This is a genomic window from Brenneria sp. L3-3C-1, from assembly GCF_016456245.1.
Lineage (GTDB): Bacteria > Pseudomonadota > Gammaproteobacteria > Enterobacterales > Enterobacteriaceae > Brenneria.
Window position 1 is genome coordinate 38,854 of record NZ_JAEMHF010000012.1, and the last position, 20,546, is coordinate 59,399.

Annotated in this window: 18 protein-coding genes, 1 tRNA gene and 1 pseudogene; 5 read left to right on the top strand and 15 right to left on the bottom strand. The window is 48.8% G+C overall.

The genetic code is table 11. The features are described 5' to 3' along the window. Positions 1–4: 4 nt before the first annotated feature. The gene (locus JG725_RS18295) at positions 5–1,738 is read left to right on the top strand and encodes a hypothetical protein (RefSeq protein ID WP_199379290.1); all 1,734 of its coding nucleotides are present in this window, start codon (positions 5–7) and stop codon (positions 1,736–1,738) included. A 432-nt stretch (positions 1,739–2,170) separates the two neighbouring features. Here the strand turns inward: JG725_RS18295 and JG725_RS20915 are convergent. The 12 genes and pseudogenes from JG725_RS20915 to gpt all read right to left on the bottom strand — a co-directional run bounded on the left by JG725_RS20915 (position 2,171) and on the right by gpt (position 11,821). Next, positions 2,171–2,938 (bottom strand): annotated as a pseudogene (locus tag JG725_RS20915) (hypothetical protein). A gap of 750 nt (positions 2,939–3,688) precedes the next feature. Further along, positions 3,689–3,928 (bottom strand): DNA-binding protein, encoded by a 240-nt coding sequence (locus JG725_RS18305; protein ID WP_199379292.1) that lies wholly within the window; start codon positions 3,926–3,928, stop codon positions 3,689–3,691. A 68-nt stretch (positions 3,929–3,996) separates the two neighbouring features. Continuing rightward, positions 3,997–4,299 (bottom strand): hypothetical protein, encoded by a 303-nt coding sequence (locus JG725_RS18310; protein ID WP_199379294.1) that lies wholly within the window; start codon positions 4,297–4,299, stop codon positions 3,997–3,999. A 72-nt stretch (positions 4,300–4,371) separates the two neighbouring features. After that, positions 4,372–4,656 (bottom strand): hypothetical protein, encoded by a 285-nt coding sequence (locus JG725_RS18315; RefSeq protein WP_199379296.1) that lies wholly within the window; start codon positions 4,654–4,656, stop codon positions 4,372–4,374. Positions 4,657–4,806: 150 nt separating this feature from the next. Then, positions 4,807–5,007, bottom strand: a complete 201-nt coding sequence (locus JG725_RS18320; RefSeq protein WP_199379298.1) for an AlpA family transcriptional regulator — start codon at positions 5,005–5,007, stop codon at positions 4,807–4,809. 326 nt (positions 5,008–5,333) lie between these two features. Continuing rightward, a complete protein-coding gene (locus JG725_RS18325) occupies positions 5,334–6,548 on the bottom strand; it encodes an integrase arm-type DNA-binding domain-containing protein (RefSeq protein WP_199379300.1) in 1,215 nt (404 codons plus the stop codon). 175 nt (positions 6,549–6,723) lie between these two features. Next, positions 6,724–6,799 (bottom strand) — tRNA-Thr (locus JG725_RS18330). A gap of 190 nt (positions 6,800–6,989) precedes the next feature. Continuing rightward, the gene (proA, locus tag JG725_RS18335; protein ID WP_199379302.1) at positions 6,990–8,243 is read right to left on the bottom strand and encodes a glutamate-5-semialdehyde dehydrogenase; all 1,254 of its coding nucleotides are present in this window, start codon (positions 8,241–8,243) and stop codon (positions 6,990–6,992) included. Between the two features lie 10 nt (positions 8,244–8,253). Next, complete coding sequence (proB, locus tag JG725_RS18340; RefSeq protein WP_172291684.1) at positions 8,254–9,357, bottom strand: glutamate 5-kinase; 1,104 nt, start codon at positions 9,355–9,357, stop codon at positions 8,254–8,256. A gap of 116 nt (positions 9,358–9,473) precedes the next feature. Beyond that, entirely contained in the window at positions 9,474–9,848 is a 375-nt protein-coding gene (gene crl, locus JG725_RS18345; protein WP_172291683.1) for a sigma factor-binding protein Crl, read from the bottom strand. Positions 9,849–9,907: 59 nt separating this feature from the next. Continuing rightward, entirely contained in the window at positions 9,908–11,158 is a 1,251-nt protein-coding gene (gene frsA, locus JG725_RS18350; protein ID WP_172291682.1) for an esterase FrsA, read from the bottom strand. 204 nt (positions 11,159–11,362) lie between these two features. Further along, positions 11,363–11,821 (bottom strand): xanthine phosphoribosyltransferase, encoded by a 459-nt coding sequence (gene gpt / locus JG725_RS18355; RefSeq protein ID WP_172291681.1) that lies wholly within the window; start codon positions 11,819–11,821, stop codon positions 11,363–11,365. A 232-nt stretch (positions 11,822–12,053) separates the two neighbouring features. On the opposite strand from gpt, the gene JG725_RS18360 reads away from it, so the two are divergent. Both JG725_RS18360 and pepD read left to right on the top strand, forming a co-directional pair. Then, positions 12,054–12,437, top strand: a complete 384-nt coding sequence (locus JG725_RS18360; protein WP_199379304.1) for a hypothetical protein — start codon at positions 12,054–12,056, stop codon at positions 12,435–12,437. 274 nt (positions 12,438–12,711) lie between these two features. After that, positions 12,712–14,172: a beta-Ala-His dipeptidase gene (pepD, locus tag JG725_RS18365; RefSeq protein ID WP_199379305.1), complete on the top strand. Its 1,461-nt coding sequence runs from the start codon at positions 12,712–12,714 to the stop codon at positions 14,170–14,172. Between the two features lie 44 nt (positions 14,173–14,216). Here pepD and dinB read toward each other — a convergent pair whose 3' ends face one another. Continuing rightward, on the bottom strand, positions 14,217–15,275 hold the full coding sequence (gene dinB, locus JG725_RS18370) for a DNA polymerase IV (protein ID WP_199379308.1): 1,059 nt from the start codon (positions 15,273–15,275) through the stop codon (positions 14,217–14,219). 326 nt (positions 15,276–15,601) lie between these two features. Between dinB and dpaA the strand changes: the two genes are divergently transcribed. After that, on the top strand, positions 15,602–16,333 hold the full coding sequence (gene dpaA / locus JG725_RS18375; RefSeq protein WP_199379310.1) for a peptidoglycan meso-diaminopimelic acid protein amidase: 732 nt from the start codon (positions 15,602–15,604) through the stop codon (positions 16,331–16,333). Here the strand turns inward: dpaA and JG725_RS18380 are convergent. Together JG725_RS18380 and lpcA are read right to left on the bottom strand one after the other, a co-directional pair. Then, the gene (locus JG725_RS18380) at positions 16,304–17,071 is read right to left on the bottom strand and encodes a class II glutamine amidotransferase (protein ID WP_172291676.1); all 768 of its coding nucleotides are present in this window, start codon (positions 17,069–17,071) and stop codon (positions 16,304–16,306) included. The two genes, dpaA and JG725_RS18380, sit on opposite strands and share 30 nt — an antisense overlap. A 41-nt stretch (positions 17,072–17,112) precedes the next feature. Further along, the gene (gene lpcA / locus JG725_RS18385; protein WP_172291675.1) at positions 17,113–17,700 is read right to left on the bottom strand and encodes a D-sedoheptulose 7-phosphate isomerase; all 588 of its coding nucleotides are present in this window, start codon (positions 17,698–17,700) and stop codon (positions 17,113–17,115) included. Positions 17,701–18,002: 302 nt separating this feature from the next. On the opposite strand from lpcA, the gene fadE reads away from it, so the two are divergent. Beyond that, a complete protein-coding gene (fadE, locus tag JG725_RS18390) occupies positions 18,003–20,453 on the top strand; it encodes an acyl-CoA dehydrogenase FadE (protein WP_199379312.1) in 2,451 nt (816 codons plus the stop codon). Positions 20,454–20,546 lie beyond the last annotated feature (93 nt).

Below are 20,546 nucleotides of genomic sequence, written 5' to 3' on the forward strand. Positions count from 1 at the left end.
AAAAATGAGAAGCTTGACATTTCAACGATTGGTTCTGATATCAGATTCGAAAAGACTTGCCAATCAGTTCACGTTCCCGAAGAGATTGAATCTAATTACCGGAAAAGATAACAGTATTGGCAAGTCCACTCTAGCCAAAAGCTTACTGTGGTCTCTGGGATGCGATCCTGTTATCGATGAAGAATGGAAGTCTAATGACATCAAATCAATATTATATTTCACTATACATAACAAAAAGTATTTTTCTTGCCGCGGTCGCCACTCAATAATTTTGGGAGCTATCGGTGGTGAAGCGAGAAGATATACACATATAACAGGTGATTTTTCAAAAGATCTATCAGATCTTGTTAACTTTAAAATGAAGCTTCCTAACCGTAGTGATGGAAATTTAGAGACACCTCCGCCAGCATATTACTTTTTACCATTCTATATAGATCAGATAAAAAGCTGGAGTTCACCTTGGGATTCATTTGAAAACTTAGGTCAATATTCTAAGTGGAAAAATCCGTTAATCAAATACTTTACTGGTTATCTGAAACCAGAACATTTTGACATTGAAGAAAACATTTATGAATACAGTCAGGTCAAAAAGGAATCATCAGAAAAAATAGATAAATTCCAAAGAGCAGTTGAAGTTATAGTTGATAATTCGACTGATTTCCCCATAGCGTTAGATAATGGGGAGTTCAGTAAAATTCAAGAAGAGATAAACACTGAACTTCACGAATTGATTGACTACCAAACGAAGCTTTATGATGCTCAGGCTACGATCACCTCAAATATTTATGATCTCGAAAGACAGTATGAGTTAGCCGCCAATTCTGCAAACGAACTCGAAGAGGATTATAAGTTTGCGGTAGAATCCATACCTACGGACAATTTAGAGTGTCCATTGTGTGGTACTCTTCATGATAACTCACTACCTAACAGAGCGCTGCTTCTTTCCGAAAAAGATTCGCTGCTTGATGAAGCAAAATCTATAGCATTTAAAATAGCGAGACTTAAATTATCATTAGCTGAATTAAATGAAAATGCTCAGTTTGCCACTAATGAAATTGAAAGAATAAATATGAAATACATCATCAACGACAACGCGAGTGAACAAGATCTCATTGCGCAAGTAATCAATACTATATCCACTGAAAATGTCTCAAAAAAGATTCAAGTCAAAATTGATAATGAAGATCTAAAAATCAGCAAAGCTGACCGTTCCATCACCGAATTAAGAAAAGACCAGAAAAAAATCCTTTCATCCAAAGAAAAAGAAGATCTGAACTCCTCCTTTATCTCAAAACTGTTGGGAAATATTGATGCTCTAGGTTCAACAGGGATAAACCTTAGCAAAGTAAAATCACCCACCGATTACAAACAGTTGCTTGGTGGTGGTGCTGCGGAGGCTGCTAGAGGATTACTTGCTTATCAACTCTCTGTACTGCAACAAATACATGGTGTTAAAACTTGTATAGTGCCTCCTTTTGTTATTGATACGCCGAATCAGCAAGAGCAGGCAGGACACCGTTATGAAACAATAATTAAAGAACTAATGCACAGTGTCCCTCATGATTATCAGATAATACTGTGTGCGATGGAAAATGATGCATTAATTGAATTCAAACATGATGCTAATGTTATTGAGTTAAATTCAAATAGACTTTTAAATTCTTCGCAATACGAATCTTTGAGGACTGAATATAAACTTATTCAAGAGTCAGTTGCAGGAAAAAATGAGGAGGAATAAATCATATTGATCACTCGATCTTAATTTTTGCTAGTGGCATGTCATTCAATACATGAATCTTGCTTAGCGTTAACCAAAGGTCATGACGTAGCGCTAAGTAATTATTTACTGGATCTTTTGTAGATTCAATCAGATATTTAATAACTCTAAAACATAGAGCTATAAAAATATTTATGCTGCAATCTGTGATCTGCATTACCATTTAGCGCGGCTATTTTATCGCCAGCCATACAGTATCAATTCTTGCATCTCGTTCAAATATGAACTGTCAGGCAAAATTGAGACAATACAATCGACTCTATAATTTAAATTTAATAATTTGCTTTTTAGATACGTTCACACCAATAATTTAAAAAAAATCTCCTCTCATTAATATGATTTTTTCATGTGTACTTTATATTGTTTATCACCCTTGCAATTTAAATCGCCAACCTAAATCTCATCCCAATCCAACGGTTCATTTGGTGGCACAAGACTTATGTTCTCAACTGAGGTGCTCACTTTTATACTTTCATGCTTCGCTAATCCTTGCGACTTTTTAGCCTGTAATCTGGCGATTAACACATCGATATCTTCTTTGTTGTTTACATTTTCAATGACTGAATCAATAGACCTACGCTTATCTTCATTTTTAGTATAGTCTCCTCCGCTATCAGTAACGCTTTCATCTCGTTCAATCTCTATAGTTTCTTTCTTTTTTCTAATCTCAGAAACAAAGCGAGCCCTATCACCGTTGAAAACAATTGCAGGGTTTATGAAATACCAGTTTTTTTCATTAGTTTTAGCAATAATACGTTTCTCGATGAGTTCCTTTATCCCCCGGTAAAAGATAGATTCAGATAAGACAAAATGATCTATCTTTTCCGCAAGAGACATTGCTTTTTTACAACTCAGGTAGAAATGATCTTTGCCTATCGCATCCTGATAAATACGTAAAAAGATAAAAAATACTTTGTATCCTGTTTTCGTGAGATCAAAGTAGGCTTTTATTTGTGATGTATAGAGTTTGATGAACTATTCTTTATCAACCTCTTGTGTATGCACAATATTAGCAAAGTAGCTTCGACTGGCATCTTTTCTTTCTATAAGTTCCGTTCCCCTTGAAACAGTCAGATTTTTCTTTCTTGTCTCAATCTTTAGTTCTGTCTCAAAGCAAAAAGGGTTTAAACCTAAATCCAAGTCAACTTCCATTTCTTTAATCATATTATCACCTTTTATTATTTTATTTATAATAAAGTAAATACCATGCATGAAACAGATATCAAGTTTTTTGCATATTTTTTTGCGAAAATATTTTATAAATCGCAAGTTTTCCCGTGACGATGATTTAAATCACTGTCATTTTTTAGCGTAAAAATGATATAAGAACTGACTACAGAGTCAGGAAAACTTACTGTGCAGCCAGTAATGCTGACCATAGAGTCAGTAATACTGACCGTATAGTCAGTCGTTGTTTTCCAACACAAGCCTTATTCCCCAAGGGCTACAGGCCGTTTTTGTCTTAACTTAATTTTGCAAGAAGTAAGAGATAATACTTAAGAGGATTAAAAGAAACCGGGCGATTTTTATGATCGCCATACAGGGTTTCTAATAATTTATTGCTAATTATTCCTTTCTATTTAACTAAAATCTTTTTTTTGAAAATCCCCACCATCTATGAGCTAACGCTCATGTGCTGACGCACGGCTACGCCCTAATGCTGATATACAAATATTTTTCCTATTGGATCAAAAGCCATTTATCAAAGCAGCACTTGGTGATTGTCGCCAACAATCACTTTGCTGGACAGGGCTTGCCCCTGTTAATGATGGATTTATTCATTAATGATCGTGGCGATAGCCGCTAATAACAAAATGTAAAATTTAAATATTAATAGCCACCAAACTTTCACAAACACCAACTTTACTAATTTTTCGATAGAACTTAATGAGTATATTTCTTGTAGACTGGCTACTGCCAGTCACATAGTTCCTGTGGTGAAATACCATCTCGCGCCATCAACTTGAGGAGCCTCTTCATCCTCAGCTTACGCACCTTCTTTTCACCAATCTCCTGATAATACTCCTCACGCCGCTCCTCTACCACTTTTCGGAACTTCTTCAAAAGCTGATTCAGTGTTTTGATATCAGTAGTAGCGGCTTCAGCTTGGATTTTTTTATACATAAACATAACGTGGAACTCATCAATCATCAGTTTTCTCCTATTGTCATAAGTGTTTTTATCTGCCCCTTACGGGGCAAATATATCTTCAAAGGAAACTATAAAGATTTATGAACAAATAAATACGAATGCCTTACCAACAGATTAGCAATAACTTTAAGATCAACCTCGTCAATATTCACATTATTTCCTTCTCTCTGTGTTAAACTCTCAAAGCTATTTTTAATATGCATTATCACGCACATGATAGTTGCACTCATAAAATCATGATCACTAATATACTCTCTTATATCTCCATCGTGATCATTTTGTAAACTGATCCAACTTGCCTCAAACGATCTTTTAGCAAGATCAAGGAACAGTTTTGTAGATTTGTTTTTAACTTTATTATTTTTAGACATAATTAACCCTCACTTTTATATGATTATTTAATATTTAGTTTATTTTCAGCCCCAAGAAGGGGCCAAATAGATTTACATATAGGCTAACACTAATGCTTTGGTATGCAGCGTCATTACCTCCATTCTCACCCCTTCGAAATCGATAAGATAGAGTTTATTTTTGGCTACACCCTTTTTAGCTCGTTCGATTACTTGGTCATAGACTGTTTCCATATGATGATTATCAGTAAGTAAATTAAATGCCTCTTTGGGCCCTTTTTTGACTATATCCCAATAGATACGGTAATACTCTTTCATCGCTGATAGTAGAAACATCTCAGTAGCGATCCTATCAAAACCATTATTTTTCTTATTCATTTATTTTTCCTTTTCTTTGTTTATAGTGTATAAATACCCTGCATTATTAATGCATAAAATATTTAAGTTTTTATTTTTTAATATTGTAAAAAACACAGCGTTTAACGTTTTACATAAAACCCCCTCATCGCATTAATAGTGTATTGTTCATTAATCAACGTGTTTACGTGAAAACTGAATAATGTTTTCAATCCATTCATCGATTTCACTTTCAACAAAAGCTCTGGCTCTTATTCCAATCTTTATCGGTTCTGGGAATACGCCCCTGCTAATAAGTCGATAAATCCATGCTTTGCTATATCCTGTTTTATTCATCACTTCCGGCAGGCGAATAAGTCTTCTTGTTGTCATATATTTCTCCGTTGTTGTTTTGATGAATGTAGTATCTGCAGATCGCTTATGACGTTCAAGCCTCGGAAAATCAGAATTGAACTTGAATTGAGTGTTTTTCATACAAAAACAGATGAAATGGCGGGAGAGCTGTCACTGGGCGGGGTGTAGAGTGATTTAGCAAAAAGTGCTATTAATTTTGCTGTTTTAAGGTATTTCATAATTTGTATATTAATCAATTAGTTAATAAATATCAGTTTAAATTCTGACTTAATTCTTATCTGCTTTAGCCAAGAAAAAGGGCTATGCCCGTTAAGACATAGCCCTTCTTTCATCAGCAGTTATCCTTACCCACGCCGATTAAACGCTCCCTGCACCACATTGCTTCCGTTCTCAAGACTTACCATGTAGTCGGCATACCATTGCAGCATCTCACGTCTGCCATCGAGATATTGCGCATGGTTGTAGGTGCCACGGATAGCATTCTTATCAACATGCGCCAGTTGGGTTTCAATCCATGCGGTGTTGTAGCCCTGTTCATGAAGAACGGTGCTCATGGTATGGCGGAAGCCGTGACCCGTAACCCGGCCTGTATAGCCAATTCGCTTAAATACCTGATTGATACTGGCTTCGCTCATGGTCTTACTTGGATCATTGCGGCCCGGAAACAGTAAAGGAAATTGCCCCGTCATTGCTCTGATTTGGTCGATAATGGCTAGCGCTTGGGTAGATAGCGGGATGATATGGGGACGACGCATTTTCATGCGTTCAGCAGAAATTTCCCATAGCGCTTTCTTGGTATCGATTTCAGACCATAACGCACCGCGCAATTCCCCTGTTCTCAGACCAGTAATGATCAGCAATCTTGCTGCCAGCACCATCAATTCACTACCAGAGTAGCCAGCAAGGGCTTTAAAGAAAGCGGGAAGCTCTTCAGTGGTCAGGAATGGGTAATGTGTAGATTCATGGCCCTGCATGGCACTGGTGAGATCTGGTGCGGGATTATACTCGGCTCTGCCTGTGACGATAGCGTAGCGAAACACTTCGCCGCAGCGTTGACGCACTTTCTTGGCTTTTTCGGTTGCTCCCCTGTCTTCCATCTTTTTCAGCACGTTCAGCAATTCCAGCGGCTTAATGTCTGCAACAGGACGTTGACCAATGAACGGGAAGACGTCTTTGTTGAAGGCTTCAAGAATGTCAGAGGCATACCCTGCAGACCATTTCTTCACTTTCATGTTGTGCCATTCGAGCGCAATTTCTTGAAAGGTGTTTTTGACCTGCGCTTCACGCTCAACTTTTTGTTCTTTTTTCACCTCTAAAGGATCGATACCCCCAGCGATACCCTTTCGAGCTTCATCACGTTTTGCTCTGGCATCAGCCAAGGACACATCGGGATATACCCCCAGCGCCAATAACTTTTCCTTTCCATCGATGCGATACTTTAAACGCCAGTAGCGTGACCCGTTGGTTTTAACCAATAAGTAGAGGCCACCACCATCAGCCATCTTATAGGGTTTCTCTTTGGGCTTGGCAGTCTCGACCTGTCTGGCATTGAGCTTCATCTGGGGGTATCTCCTTTAGACCGAACAGCGAATACCCCTATTGATACCCCCAACTCACCGTAGATTTCTGTGAACGTGAGTAGACGAGCAGAGACAATAAGGGCCGTGAAACCGCGTATTATAAGGGTTTAAAGGGTATTTGAGTAGACTTGGGGAGACGTTAAAATAGGTAGGATGGTGCCGATAATAGGAGTCGAACCTACGACCTTCGCATTACGAATGCGCTGCTCTACCAACTGAGCTATATCGGCGTTGAGATCGTCTTGGCGAATGCATGACGATGATCTACGGGGTGACAAACTATTGAAAACGAAGCGGCAAGTCAAGCGTTTGGCTGCCGTCTGCTGGTTTTATAATCGTCGCGTCGGTGATAGGGAGCCTCTGATAATTTTCCAAACTAATAACAGAGTCCCCTATAACCTTCTGGATTAAAAAACGGCGTTATGGGCGAACCAGATCGTCACCGTAACCAATCCATTTATAGGTGGTCAGCGCTTCCAATCCCATCGGGCCTCGTGCATGCAGCTTTTGCGTACTGACCGCCACTTCCGCCCCCAGGCCGAACTGTCCGCCATCGGTAAAGCGCGTGCTGGCATTGACATAAACCGCCGAAGAATCCACTTCACGCACAAAGCGCTCCGCGTTGCTCAGCGAGCGGGTCAGGATGGCGTCTGAATGCTGTGTACCGTGCTGACGAATATGCGCCACCGCGTCATCCAGACCGTCCACCAGCTTGACGTTGAGATCGTTTGACAGCCATTCGTCATTATAGTCGGCTGCTTCTACAGCCACGACTTTCGCCGGACCGTCGGTCAGAAACCGCATTGCCGATGAACTGGCATGCAGGGTGACGCCAGCGGCCGCCATTTTCTGACTCAGCGCCGGCAGAAAGCGAGCCGCAATGCTCTGGTTAACCAGCAGCGTTTCCAGGCTGTTACAAGCGCTGGGGCGCTGAACTTTGGCGCTTTCGATCACCGTCAGGGCTTTGTCAAAATCGATACTCTCGTCGGCATAAATATGGCATACCCCGATTCCGCCGGTGATGACCGGGATCGTCGAGTGTTCGCGGCACAGTTTGTGCAAACCCGCGCCGCCGCGGGGGATCAGCATGTCGATGTAGCGATCCAGCTTCAATAACTGGTTCACCAGCTCACGATCCGGGTTCTCAATGGCCTGAACCGCCGACTCAGGCAGGCCGCATTGCGCCAGCGCCTGCTGGATCACCTTTACCGTCGCGGCGTTGGTGCGATAAGTTTCCTTGCCGCCGCGCAGAATCACTGCGTTGCCGGTTTTCAGGCAGAGTGATGCAACATCAATGGTAACGTTAGGGCGCGCTTCATAAATCACGCCGACGACACCGAGCGGCACACGGCGGCGCTCCAGCTTGAGACCGTTATCCAGCATGCCGCCATCAATGACCCGACCAACCGGGTCAGTCAAATGACACACCTGACGTACATCGTTGGCAATCGCCGTCAACCGCGCCGGCGTCAGCAACAGCCGATCGAGCAATGCTTCGCTCATGCCATTCTGCCGCGCCTGGGCCACATCCTGCTCATTGGCCGCCAGGATCGCCGCGCTTTCTGATTCCAGCAAATCGGCAATCACCGCCAATGCGCGATCTTTCTCGGCCGTACTCAGCACCGCCAACTGATAAGAGGCTGCCTTTGCCGCTTTGCCCATCTGTTCAAGCATCGCGTACTCCTTAATTAATAATCATGTCGTCGCGGTGGACTGCCACCGGACCGTATTCGTAACCAAGAATGTCAGCGATCTGCTGAGAGTGGTGGCCGGCAATCATACGCAGCGCATCGCTGTTATAGCGGGTGACGGCATGCGCCAAATCGCGGCCCGTCAGGCTGCGGATACGGATGACTTCACCGCGGGAAAAATCCCCCATGACTTCACGGATCCCCTTGGGCAATAAAGAGCTGCCGCGTTCCAGGATCGCCGAGAGCGCGCCGTCATCCACGGTGATTTCACCGGCCGGGGGCGCTCCGAAGATCCAGCGTTTACGGTTTTCCAGCGGCGCTTCCAGCGCGTGAAAGCGCGTTCCCACGGAGATATCCGCAATCACATCGCCAATCACGCCGGGCTTATCGCCTGCGGCAATCACCACGTCGATACCGGCGCGACAGGCAACATCGGCGGCCTGCAATTTTGTCGACATCCCCCCCGTGCCTAAACCGGAAACGCTGTCGCCCGCAATGCTGCGCAACGCATCATTAATACCATTCACTTCGCGGATCAATTCCGCATCCGGGTTTTTACGCGGATCGGCGGTAAACAAGCCAGCCTGATCGGTCAGCAGCAGCAGTTTGTCGGCGTCGGCCAGAATGGCGGCCAGCGCAGAGAGGTTATCATTGTCGCCGACTTTGATTTCCAGCGTCGCTACCGCGTCATTTTCATTAATCACCGGCACGATATGGTTATCCAATAGTGCGTGCAGTGTGTCGCGCGCATTGAGAAAACGCTCGCGGTCTTCCAGATCGGCGCGAGTCAGCAACATCTGTCCGATATGAATGCCATAGATGGAAAACAGCTGTTCCCACAGTTGAATCAAGCGACTTTGCCCCACCGCCGCCAGCAGTTGTTTGCTGGCAACCGTCGGCGGAAGCTCCGGGTAGCCCAAATGTTCACGCCCGGCGGCAATCGCCCCTGAGGTTACGATAACAATCCGGTGCCCTGCCGCATGCTGCTGCGCGCACTGACGCACCAGTTCAACAATATGGGCACGGTTCAGCCGGCGCGAACCGCCGGTCAGCACGCTGGTGCCTAGTTTCACAACCAAAGTCTGGCTGCCGCTCATAATTTTTCTGCCGTTGAAAGTCATCAAAAAAGACAACGTTGTAACAGGACAGGCGCGCTATGCCAACAGGCGCAACGCGAAAACCCGCGAATAAATCGGAAATCAGACAGGAAGCGTCACGGTCGTGCGGTTAATGCACAGGCTGGCTCCAACGATTGCAGGAGTTTTTCCAAACGAACATGGAAGGCTTTTTTAGTACTTTCCAGCTTATCCATCACGTCTTTATCTTTGATTTTTTCTTCACACCAATTACCATTTTTATCATATAAACCAAAGTGATATTCATAAGTAAAGGTTTGGTCTTGCGCTTCAAGCTTCAGCCACCATCCCCAGAATTCACGTTTTTCCGGGACAGGTTTGATATTGACGCATACCGCCAGACAGTCAAAGAAAAAATGGTCGTGCTCACACTGTGCTTCACGCAAATACGGCCCCAGGGAAGCAAAGTTTTTCATGAGTCTGCTTTTCGGGTGTCCACTCGGTAACATCATTCGGCAATCTCCTCGGTATGAACATTCTTTTTAGCAGAGAATGACAATTTATCAATGAACTAGGCTAATTTATGACTCAACCAATGACTGATTTGCTGTAACGCCTGGTGGAAATTCTGATAGACCGGTGAAAAACTCACCGGCAGCAGTTTCCCTTGCTGTGATGAGTTGACGATCAGACATGCTTCTTCCTTCGGACTCATCAGGTCGTTATCCCAATATCCGGCCAGCATGGGCGTCGGACAACGCCGTCCCAGCAGACCTTGTGTTTTGAGAGAATAACGGCACAACTCTGTTTTCAGCGCCGCGTCGGTAGAAAACGGCATCCCCAGGCGGCTTGCCATCATGTCCATAAACATATCCGGCACCTGCTGCTGACGCTGCGCATCGCACAACAGATGGTGCACCACCGGCCCCAGACAGGCGACGCCACGTAAACGCTGCGCATCGAGATAAGCCAACCGCACGGCGATATTGGCGCCGAAACGGAAACCAAACGCTCCCACGCGGCAATGATCCACCCAGGGTATATCCGGCAATGCCCGCAACACCTGCTGATGCAGAAAACTGGAATCCTGATGCAATTTCCAGCGCGAGGAAAAGCCGACCGACGGAACATCGATGGTCAGCATCGCCATCCCGGCCGGCGCCAGATAGTCGCGGAACAGACGGTAGTAATCGCTTTGCAGCATTTCCAGGCCGCCACACATCAGTATCGTCGGGAAAGGCGCTTTCCCTTTTTGCGGCAGGTGCAGAAATCCGGTCAGCGCCCCGCCGCCTTCAATCTGGAAAGTCAGTTCCTTTAACTCATAGGGAAGATACTTCGCGGCCTCTTCGTATGCCCGGTTGGCCAGCGTCTGCGCCTGTTCCGCCAGTTCATCGCCTTTAATATGGGGATAGGCCGCAATACTGTACAGATTCGCGGCATTCAGCCAATACTGACCGTTCTGTTCGGGGTTATCGTCGTCCATCGCCCGCTGCTGCCAGTTCGCTCCCTGCCTGACCCACTCATAAATCCAGTTTCCGCTGCGGTAGCCGATAACCGTATCCAGTAAATGCTCGGTGCTTCTTTCCGCCTTACTGACGGCAATACGCGCCAGCACCTCTTCAATGTCCCACGGATGAACGCCGCGCCAAATCCACAACAGACGATTAATCATCCGATACCAGCTACGGCTGTTTTCGCCTTCCAAAGCCGATTGCGTCCCCAATACACTCTGGGTATGCGTCGCACGCTTCACTAACATAGACGTTTCAGGATGTTTAAAGGACGGTTTAAACAGGGTTTCAGACAGGTTAGCTTGAACCACAGCAGTCTCCGTTAATGTAAGCCGCCGTCAGCGACAACTAAACTTGATACCGAGTGTAACCAACTCATCACTGCGAAGACAAACGACAGAGCACAGAAACGCGCGATCGGATCAAATCAGCCGCGAATAGAAAAATAAAACAGGACAGGCATAAACGACAATGCCCGGCATAACCGGGCACTGGAGGGAATAAACCGGCGGCGATCAGCGGTCGGACAGCGGCGGGACAAATACCACGCCCATATCCCACGGCTGCTCGATCCAAGTATCCTGCGGGATGTCGACGATGTAGTCGTCAACCAGCGGCTTACCGGCAGGTTTAGCGAAAATAGTGACAAAGTGAGCTTTTGGATACATGTCGCGAATCGCTTTCGCGGTGCCGCCGGTATCGACTAAATCGTCCACCACGATGAAGCCTTCGCCATCACCTTCTGCGCGCTTAAGCACTTTCATTTCACGCTGGTTGTCGTGGTCATAGCTGGAGATGCAAACCGTATCCACATGACGGATACCCAGTTCACGCGCCAGCAGCGCGCCGGGCACCAATCCGCCGCGGCTAACGGCAATGATGCCTTTCCATTGTTCGGCAGGCAGTAAACGCTGCGCCAGTTTGCGGGCCTGAATTTGCAACATATCCCAGGTTACGACGTACTTTTCGCTCATAAAATATATCCCAGCCGAATAGAAATGGCTCACGTTGAGTCTGAGGGGGAAAAAGGTTGCGCGGGATTATAGATATCCGACAACACAAAAACCAGCGTTATAACTGAGTTTCCTCCGTCTCCGTGCAGTCTAAACAAAAATTTGGTGATAACTAAGCATAAAAAGAGATTGGACGCCTGCGGCGGAAAAATATATTAAACAAGACAACAGAAATCAGCCGGAGGAGACGCCCATGGCCGAATTTTATGTTCTGATTCAGGAACAGCTCACGACGATCAGCACGATTCTAATCATTGGATTAACGGCGTGGTTTGGTGTGGAATTAAATTCCAGCTTCCGTTTGCTGTGGAAAAAGCCGCAGGCGCTGCGGGGAAAAATTGTGCATCGCGCCTATCTACCCGCGCGAAAAACGCTGACACCCGCGCGAAAAACGCTGACGCTCATTGATAATTTTTATGGCTACGTCCCGGTGCATGTTATGGAAAGCGAACGCTTTATTCTGGATGTGGAGGCCAATGGCAAACGTTATCAGGTTGAAACCACCGCAGCGGAATACCGTGCGTTGTCCATTGGCGACAGCGTGGTCATTCACCACCATGCTGACGAGACGATTTAACGCATCAGCGCCTTGATTTTTCCGCCATAGCATTTTCCTATCGTACATTTTGTCCCATAAGGCCGGTTCATCCGGCCTTTTCACTGCTTATACCGCCTCTGGCCCAATGGATAAGGCGGTTTTTTGTTTTTAACAGCGACCTCCCCCACCTCCGGCGGAAAGTGATATTCTGTTTCGACACGCCATATTGGATGGCTGACCGTGATTAACTTTCAACCTGTAGCGCCTACGCGCCAGACGCGAAGACAGGCCTGCTGAAAAGGAGACTTTAATAGTGTCTGAATTGTCTCAACTGGCCCCGCAACCGCTGTGGGACATTTTTGCCAAGATCTGTTCCATTCCGCATCCTTCCTACCATGAAGAAGCGCTTGCCGCGCATATCCTTGAATGGGCGAAAGAGAAAGGCCTTTATGCCGAACGCGATCGGGTAGGCAATATTCTGCTGCGTAAAGCGGCAACCGCAGGCATGGAAAACCGCAAGCCCGTCGTTTTGCAGGCGCATCTGGATATGGTGCCGCAGAAGAATAACGACACCGTGCACGATTTCACCAAAGATCCCATTCAACCCTATATTGATGGCGAATGGATTAAAGCCCGCGGCACCACGCTGGGCGCGGATAACGGTATCGGCATGGCATCGGCGCTGGCGGTGCTGTCGGATAACAACGTAAAGCACGGCCCGCTGGAAGTGTTGCTGACCATGACTGAGGAATCCGGCATGGATGGCGCGTTCGGTCTGCAACCTGACTGGTTGCAGGGTGAAATTCTGATCAATACCGACTCAGAACAAGAAGGCGAGATTTACATGGGCTGCGCGGGCGGAATCGACTTCATCACCCGCCTGCCGCTGGAGCGTGAAACGCCGCCGACCGGTTACCAAACGCTGACGCTAACCATCAAAGGGCTGAAAGGCGGGCACTCCGGCTGCGATATCCATCTTGGTTTAGGTAATGCCAATAAACTGTTGGCGCGCTTTCTGTTTGAACAGGCCGATAAGCTGGATCTTCGTATTCTGGATCTGCATGGCGGTACGCTGCGCAACGCCATCCCGCGCGAGGCGTTTGCCACGCTGGCGGTGCCCGCGGCCAATGTCGAGCAGTTAAAGACGCTAAGTCAAGACTATCTGTCGGTGCTGAAAAATGAACTGTCGGCGGTGGAGAAAAATCTGACCGTGCTGGTGGAAAACAGCGACCGTCGGGCGCAAGCGCTGACCAAAGACTGCCGCGATCGCCTGCTGGCGCTGCTGAACGCCATGCCGAATGGCGTGATCCGCATGAGTGACGAAGTGAAAGGCGTGGTGGAGACCTCACTCAATATCGGCGTGGTGGCGCTGGACGACAAACACGCGGAGATTAATTGCCTGATCCGCTCTCTGATTGACAGCGGTAAGGACGCCCTCGTCGGTACGCTAACCGCGCTGGGTCAACTGGCCGGCGCCGACACGTCGCCGAAAGGCGGTTACCCCGGCTGGCAACCTGATGCCCACTCGCCGGTTATGCAACTGGTGCGCGAAACCTATCGGAAACTGTTTAACAAAACCCCCAGCATCATGGTGATTCATGCCGGTCTGGAATGCGGGTTGTTCAAGAAGCCGTATCCCGATATGGATATGGTTTCAATCGGGCCGACCATCACAGGGCCGCACTCGCCGGATGAACAGGTTCATATCGCTAGCGTCGGTCAATACTGGCAATTACTGACCGCGCTGCTGAAAACCATTCCCGAACGCGCTTAACCTAATTAGCGGGCGGCTTGCCTGAGCCGCCTTTTTAAACCGGTTTATTCCCAGTCCAACACCAACTGGCGCTCAATTTGCGGATCGAGCAGCGTGACATGCAATCCCACCAGCCGAACGCCACGCTCCTCGCGTCTCTCCTTCCAGGTCTGTTGCGCCAGCGTTAGCAAATCCTGTTTATTCAATACCGGCCACACGTGTTCCTGCGTGGTCTGGCGGAAATCATCAAACTTCAGCTTTACCCCTTGCCGGGCAATATGCAGGTCGGGCTTTACCCGTTTTAAGCGCAGCTCCAGCTCCTGATAGAGCTGTTCGATTAAACCTTCGCATTCATGCCAGTGATGAATATCCTGCGCCAGCGTTTTTTCAACCCCGACAGATTTGCGTAATCGGTCTGGGGAAACAGCGCGTTCGTCAATTCCATGACAGCGCTCCCACAGGATACGACCAAATTTACCGAAGCTTTTCAATAGTTCTGCCAGTTCATAATTGCGCACATCGGCACAGGTAAGCAGCCCTTTCTCCGCCAGTCGTTTCGCCGTCACTTTCCCGACGCCGGGGATCTTGGCTAACGGCAATTGCAATATAAATGTATCGACCTGATCCGGCGGGATAACGAACTGACCGTTAGGTTTATTCAGTTCAGAGGCGACCTTGGCCAGAAATTTGATAGGCGCAACCCCGGCGGAAGCCGTCAGACTCAGCTCAGCAAAAATAGCCTGACGAATTTCCTCCGCCATCAGCGTTGCGGAACCATTGCAATAGGGGCTGTCCGTTACATCCAGATAGGCTTCATCAAGAGAAAGCGGCTCAATAAGCGCAGTATAACGGGCGAAAATTTCACGGATCTGCTGGGAAGCCGCTTTGTAGACATCCATCCGCCCCGAAAGCAATGTCAACTGCGGACACAGGCGCAGCGCGGTTGCCGTCGCCATCGCGCTGCGCACCCCATAACGGCGGGCCGGGTAATTTGCCGTACTGATCACCCCGCGGCGTTCGGCGCTGCCGCCAATGGCGATTGGAATATCGCGCAGGCGCGGATTATCACGCATTTCAATTGCAGCGTAGAAGCAATCCATATCGACATGAATAATTTTGCGCATACGCACCCCCGGCAAGACTGTATAAATATACAGGCTTGTCGCAACGCATACAAGTTTGGGAAGTGCGCTGGTTATTTTCGAGCGGGATCGCCGGCCCGTCCCCGAAGCTATCCCGTTAAACACCGCTTTTTGTCGCTAAAAGATCGGAAAAACGTACTCCGATACACTTTCGCCATGAAAATAATTTTTTTATCGGTTTTCACTCTTGATTAAAATTAAGGCGATGATAATGTGACAACGTTTATATGCGCCTAAAGGCAGAGGAATACGGGACGATAATCGTTATACCGTATAGGTAGTACCGCTTCTATTCATCAGGATCCACAATGCAAAAAATCGCGCTGTCATTTGCGATGTTGTTTTTCTTGCCATCTCTTGTTGTTACCAGCGCTGCCAGCGAACCCGCGCCGCTAACACCGATAAAAAAAGAATTAAAACAACAATTATTGGGCTCGCCGATTTATATTCAGATATTTAAGGAAGAGAGTGTATTAGAACTCTACGCCAAACTCGGAAATGAATATCGCTTATTGGAACAGTATCCTATTTGTAAATATTCGGGCGGTCTCGGGCCAAAACGTATTGAAGGTGATTTGAAAAGTCCGGAAGGCTTCTATCAGGTCGATTTGAGCCAGTTGAAACCGGACAGCCAATATTACCGGGCGATTAATATCGGTTTTCCTAATGAATATGATAAATCGCAAGGCTATTCGGGTCGCTATCTGATGATCCACGGCGAATGCGTGTCGGTCGGCTGCTATGCCATGACCAATAATTATATGGATGAGATTTATCGTTATGCGGAACAGGCGCTGCGCAACGGGCAGGTGAAAATCGATCTCGCCATTTACCCGTTCCGCATGACGGAACAGAATATGCAGCGCCACCGCAATTCCCGCTATTACAGTTTCTGGCGTCAGCTACAGCCGGGTTACGCCCATTTCAACCAACATAATCAGCCGCCGGCCATCACCGTATTTAACGGGCAATATGTCGTTAATCCACCGTTGATGACCAGTCAGCCTGAACTAAATTATGCGTTCACCGAAACAAAATAGCACGAATTCACCTGGCATGATTTGATGCCAGGTTTCATTTCCGGTCAGCGGTTGCGTCGCCAGCACCGTGACCACATCATTTGGCGTCGTCTGTTGCTGGAAATCGATTTCCACATCCTGATCCAATAAGGTCGCCTTACCAAACGGCGCGCGCCGGGTAATCCAATACAGTTTGCTGGAGCAATACCCCATAACAAAGCGCCCGTCGGACAGCAGCATGTTGAACACGCCTTTTTTGCGCAGCACATCGGCCTGCTCGGCAATATAGCGAAATACCGCCGGCCAGTTGCCCGGCGTACGCGGATAGCGCTGTGACAGCTGATACAGCAGCCAACAGAAAGCAAACTCACTGTCCGTCTGGCCGACGGGGCGGAATGTGCCGGTTTTTAACGAGCGATATCCCCTCAACTGCCCATTATGCGCGAACGTCCAGTTTCTGCCCCACAGCTCGCGGGTGAAAGGATGGGTGTTTTCCAGCGCCACGGCTCCCCGGTTCGCCTGGCGAATATGCGAAATCACCGCACAAGATTTAATGGGATTGTCCTGCACCAACCGGGCTATCGGCGAGTTATAGCTTGGCAGAGGATCCTTGAACGTCCGACAGCCATGCCCTTCATAAAAGGTAATTCCCCAACCATCCCGATGCGGCCCGGTCAGGCCGCCGCGTTGTATCAGCCCGGTAAAACTGAAGCAGATATCCGTCGGTACATTTGCGCTCATCCCAAGCAGTTCACACATCGTAAATCTCTTAACCTCTCTTGTGCACACGCAACGCGTTATCAGTTGGCGCTGGCGGCCATTTCTTTTTCAATCAGTTGGATCAGGATATGAATCGCTTTGATATGGATTTCCTGAATACGGTCGGCATAGCCGAAATGCGGCACGCGAATTTCCACATCCGCCGAACCGGCCATTTTGCCGCCGTCTTTACCCGTCAGCGTGATAACCTTCATGCCCTTTGCCTTGGCGGCGGCGATAGCCTTGATAATATTGCCGGAATTACCGGAGGTTGAGATCCCCAGCAGCACGTCGCCTTCTCGGCCCAACGACTCAATATAACGCGAGAAAACGAAGTCATAGCCAAAGTCATTACTGACGCAGGAAAGATGGCTGGGGTCAGAAATGGCAATCGCCGGGTAGCCCGGACGGTTTTCCCGGTAGCGCCCGGTCAACTCTTCGGCAAAATGCATTGCATCACAGTGCGAACCGCCGTTGCCGCAGGAAATCACTTTTCCGCCGGCTTTGAACGAATCAGCCAGTAATACCGCAGCATCTTGAATAGACTGAATATTCTTATCATCACTCAGAAACATATTCAACGTTTCCGCCGCTTCTTTCAATTCACTACGGATTAAGTCCTGATACATAGCATCCTCTCAATTTGTCCGGTGACATCATACTCTGTCATGCAGTGTAGCGGATTGCCGAAACAGCGAGAAGCGCGCAATGTCACGATCGCCAGGATCGCCGACGGCAATCAGAAAACACTGAACGGCCGCCCGGTTTGTGAGTTAAGTTGTAATTATGATGTAAATAAATTGATAAAAATAAGCAGATAAACTACAACAACTATAGACAAACAGGTCAGACCTCTTATGAGTTAACGCTGTCCATCGGGTATGAACGCCAGGCGGCCTTCTGAAGTCGACGACAACGCTGGAGATACATTATGGTTGCTGTCAGCATTCTTCTGCTATTGCTTATTATCGGTGCCCTATTTTACCACCGGCTCAATTTACTACTCAGCAGCGCAATCCTGCTGGCCTACTTCGCGGCCATGGCGGCCATGTTGCTGTGGCCGGTCTGGCTGCCGATCACACTGGCTATTTTATTGATACCGTTCAACATCCTGCCGCTACGCCGCACGCTCTTTTCGTCTTCCGCGCTGCCGCTGTTCCAGAAAGTCATGCCGCCGATGTCGAATACGGAAAAAGAAGCCATTGACGCCGGCACCACCTGGTGGGAAGGCGATCTGTTCCGCGGCGCGCCGGACTGGAAAAAGCTGCATGACTACCCGCAGCCGCGGCTGACCGCCGAAGAACAGGCCTTTCTCGACGGGCCGGTCGAAGAAGCCTGCCGTATGGCCAACGACTTTGAAATCACCCATGAACGTGCCGATCTGCCGCCGGAACTGTGGGCGTTTCTGAAACAGCACCGGTTCTTCGCCATGATTATCAAAAAACAGTACGGCGGTCTGGAGTTTTCCGCCTACGCTCAGGCGCAGGTGCTGCAAAAACTGGCCGGCGTTTCCAGTATTTTGGCGATTACCGTCGGCGTGCCCAACTCACTCGGCCCGGGTGAACTGCTGCAACACTACGGCACTGACCAACAGAAAGATCACTACCTTCCCCGTCTGGCGCGCGGGCAGGAAATCCCCTGCTTTGCGTTGACCAGTCCGGAAGCCGGCTCAGATGCCGGTTCTATCCCGGATAGCGGCGTGGTGTGCTACGGCGACTGGCAGGGTGAACAGGTGCTGGGCATGCGTCTGACCTGGAATAAGCGCTATATCACTCTGGCCCCGGTGGCCACCGTACTCGGTTTGGCGTTTAAGCTGTATGACCCGGATCGCCTGCTGGGTGACACGGAAGATATCGGCATTACCTGCGCCCTTATCCCCACCGACACCGATGGCGTACAAATCGGTCGCCGCCATTTCCCGCTCAACGTTCCATTCCAGAACGGCCCGACACAGGGTGAAAATATTTTCGTTCCGCTGGATTACATCATCGGCGGCCCGAAAATGGCCGGACAAGGCTGGCGGATGCTGATGGAGTGCCTGTCCGTCGGGCGCGGCATCACGCTGCCGTCCAACTCCACCGGCGGCCTCAAATCCATCGCGCTGGGCGTCGGCGCCTATGCGCATATTCGCCGTCAGTTCAAAGTCTCCATCGGCAAGATGGAAGGGATTGAAGAGCCGCTGGCGCGGATCGCCGGGAACACCTATGTGATGGATGCCGCCGCCACGCTGATCGCCAGCGGGATTATGCAGGGCGAAAAACCGGCGGTGTTGTCCGCCATCGTCAAATATCACTGTACCCATCGCGGCCAGCGCGCGGTGATGGACGCCATGGACATCACCGGCGGGAAAGGCATCTGCCTTGGCCCATCCAATTTCCTGGCGCGCAGCTATCAAGGCTCCCCGATTGCCATCACCGTTGAGGGGGCCAACATTCTGACCCGCAGCATGATCATCTTCGGCCAGGGGGCGATTCGCTGCCATCCGTATGTGCTGGAAGAGATGGCGGCGGCACAAGCCAAAGACGTTGCGCGTTTTGACCGCGCCCTGTTCGGTCATATCGGTCATATTGGCGGCAGCGCGGTACGCAGCCTGTGGCTCGGGTTGACGAACGGACGCCTGAGCCGCTCGCCGGTCAATGACGCCACCCGTCATTATTATCAGCGTCTGAATCGCCTCAGCGCCAATATGGCGCTGCTGGCCGACGTCTCCATGGCGGTGCTGGGCGGTAGCCTGAAACGGCGCGAGCGGATTTCCGCCCGCCTGGGGGATATTCTCAGCCAGCTTTATCTGGCGTCCGCCACCCTGAAACGCTATGACGACGAAGGCCGCCAGCAAGCCGACCTGCCGCTGGTTCACTGGGGGGTTCAGGATTGCCTCCATCAGGCGGAGCAGGCGGTGGTCGATCTGTTGCGCAACTTTCCGAACCGCGCCGTCGCCGGTTTACTCACTTTCATCCTGCTGCCGTTGGGCCGCCGTTGCGATGCGCCGTCCGACCGCCTCGATCACCAGGTGGCGAAGCTGTTGCAAACGCCCTCGGCCACACGCAGCCGTCTGGGCCGGGGACAATATCTGGTCGCCAGCGAGCATAATCCTGTTGGCCTGCTGGAAGAAGCGCTACAGGACATTATCGCGGCCGAACCCATCTACCTGCGCCTGTCGAAAGCCAGCGGTAAGCACCTGCCCTTTATGCGCTTGGATCGGCTGGCGGAACAGGCGCTGGCGGAAGGCAAGATAACCGCGGATGAAGCCAGGATATTGACCAGAGCGGAAGCCAGTCGTTTACGTTCGATCAATGTGGACGATTTTGCCGCGGATTCGCTGGCGGCCCAGCCACAGAAAACCGTCGCCGAAGCGCCGCAGAAGAAAACGCAGGCGGCATGATGCAGCCTATCAGGGCCGGTATTTGAACTATCCAGCGTTAGGGAACCGTTCACTTTCCGGCCTTTTATTTGCGCAAAACCCGTTTGCGCGCCC

Coding starts and splice junctions, on each gene's coding strand:
- JG725_RS18295 (WP_199379290.1), top strand. CDS start 5: ATGAGAAGCTTGACATTTCAACGATTGGTTCTGATATCAGATTCGAAA.
- JG725_RS18305 (WP_199379292.1), bottom strand. CDS start 3,928: ATGATTGATGAGTTCCACGTTATGTTTATGTATAAAAAAATCCAAGCT.
- JG725_RS18310 (WP_199379294.1), bottom strand. CDS start 4,299: ATGTCTAAAAATAATAAAGTTAAAAACAAATCTACAAAACTGTTCCTT.
- JG725_RS18315 (WP_199379296.1), bottom strand. CDS start 4,656: ATGAATAAGAAAAATAATGGTTTTGATAGGATCGCTACTGAGATGTTT.
- JG725_RS18320 (WP_199379298.1), bottom strand. CDS start 5,007: ATGACAACAAGAAGACTTATTCGCCTGCCGGAAGTGATGAATAAAACA.
- JG725_RS18325 (WP_199379300.1), bottom strand. CDS start 6,548: ATGAAGCTCAATGCCAGACAGGTCGAGACTGCCAAGCCCAAAGAGAAA.
- proA (WP_199379302.1), bottom strand. CDS start 8,243: ATGCTTGAACAGATGGGCAAAGCGGCAAAGGCAGCCTCTTATCAGTTG.
- proB (WP_172291684.1), bottom strand. CDS start 9,357: ATGAGCGGCAGCCAGACTTTGGTTGTGAAACTAGGCACCAGCGTGCTG.
- crl (WP_172291683.1), bottom strand. CDS start 9,848: ATGATGTTACCGAGTGGACACCCGAAAAGCAGACTCATGAAAAACTTT.
- gpt (WP_172291681.1), bottom strand. CDS start 11,821: ATGAGCGAAAAGTACGTCGTAACCTGGGATATGTTGCAAATTCAGGCC.
- JG725_RS18360 (WP_199379304.1), top strand. CDS start 12,054: ATGGCCGAATTTTATGTTCTGATTCAGGAACAGCTCACGACGATCAGC.
- dinB (WP_199379308.1), bottom strand. CDS start 15,275: ATGCGCAAAATTATTCATGTCGATATGGATTGCTTCTACGCTGCAATT.
- dpaA (WP_199379310.1), top strand. CDS start 15,602: ATGCAAAAAATCGCGCTGTCATTTGCGATGTTGTTTTTCTTGCCATCT.
- JG725_RS18380 (WP_172291676.1), bottom strand. CDS start 17,071: ATGTGTGAACTGCTTGGGATGAGCGCAAATGTACCGACGGATATCTGC.
- lpcA (WP_172291675.1), bottom strand. CDS start 17,700: ATGTATCAGGACTTAATCCGTAGTGAATTGAAAGAAGCGGCGGAAACG.
- fadE (WP_199379312.1), top strand. CDS start 18,003: ATGGTTGCTGTCAGCATTCTTCTGCTATTGCTTATTATCGGTGCCCTA.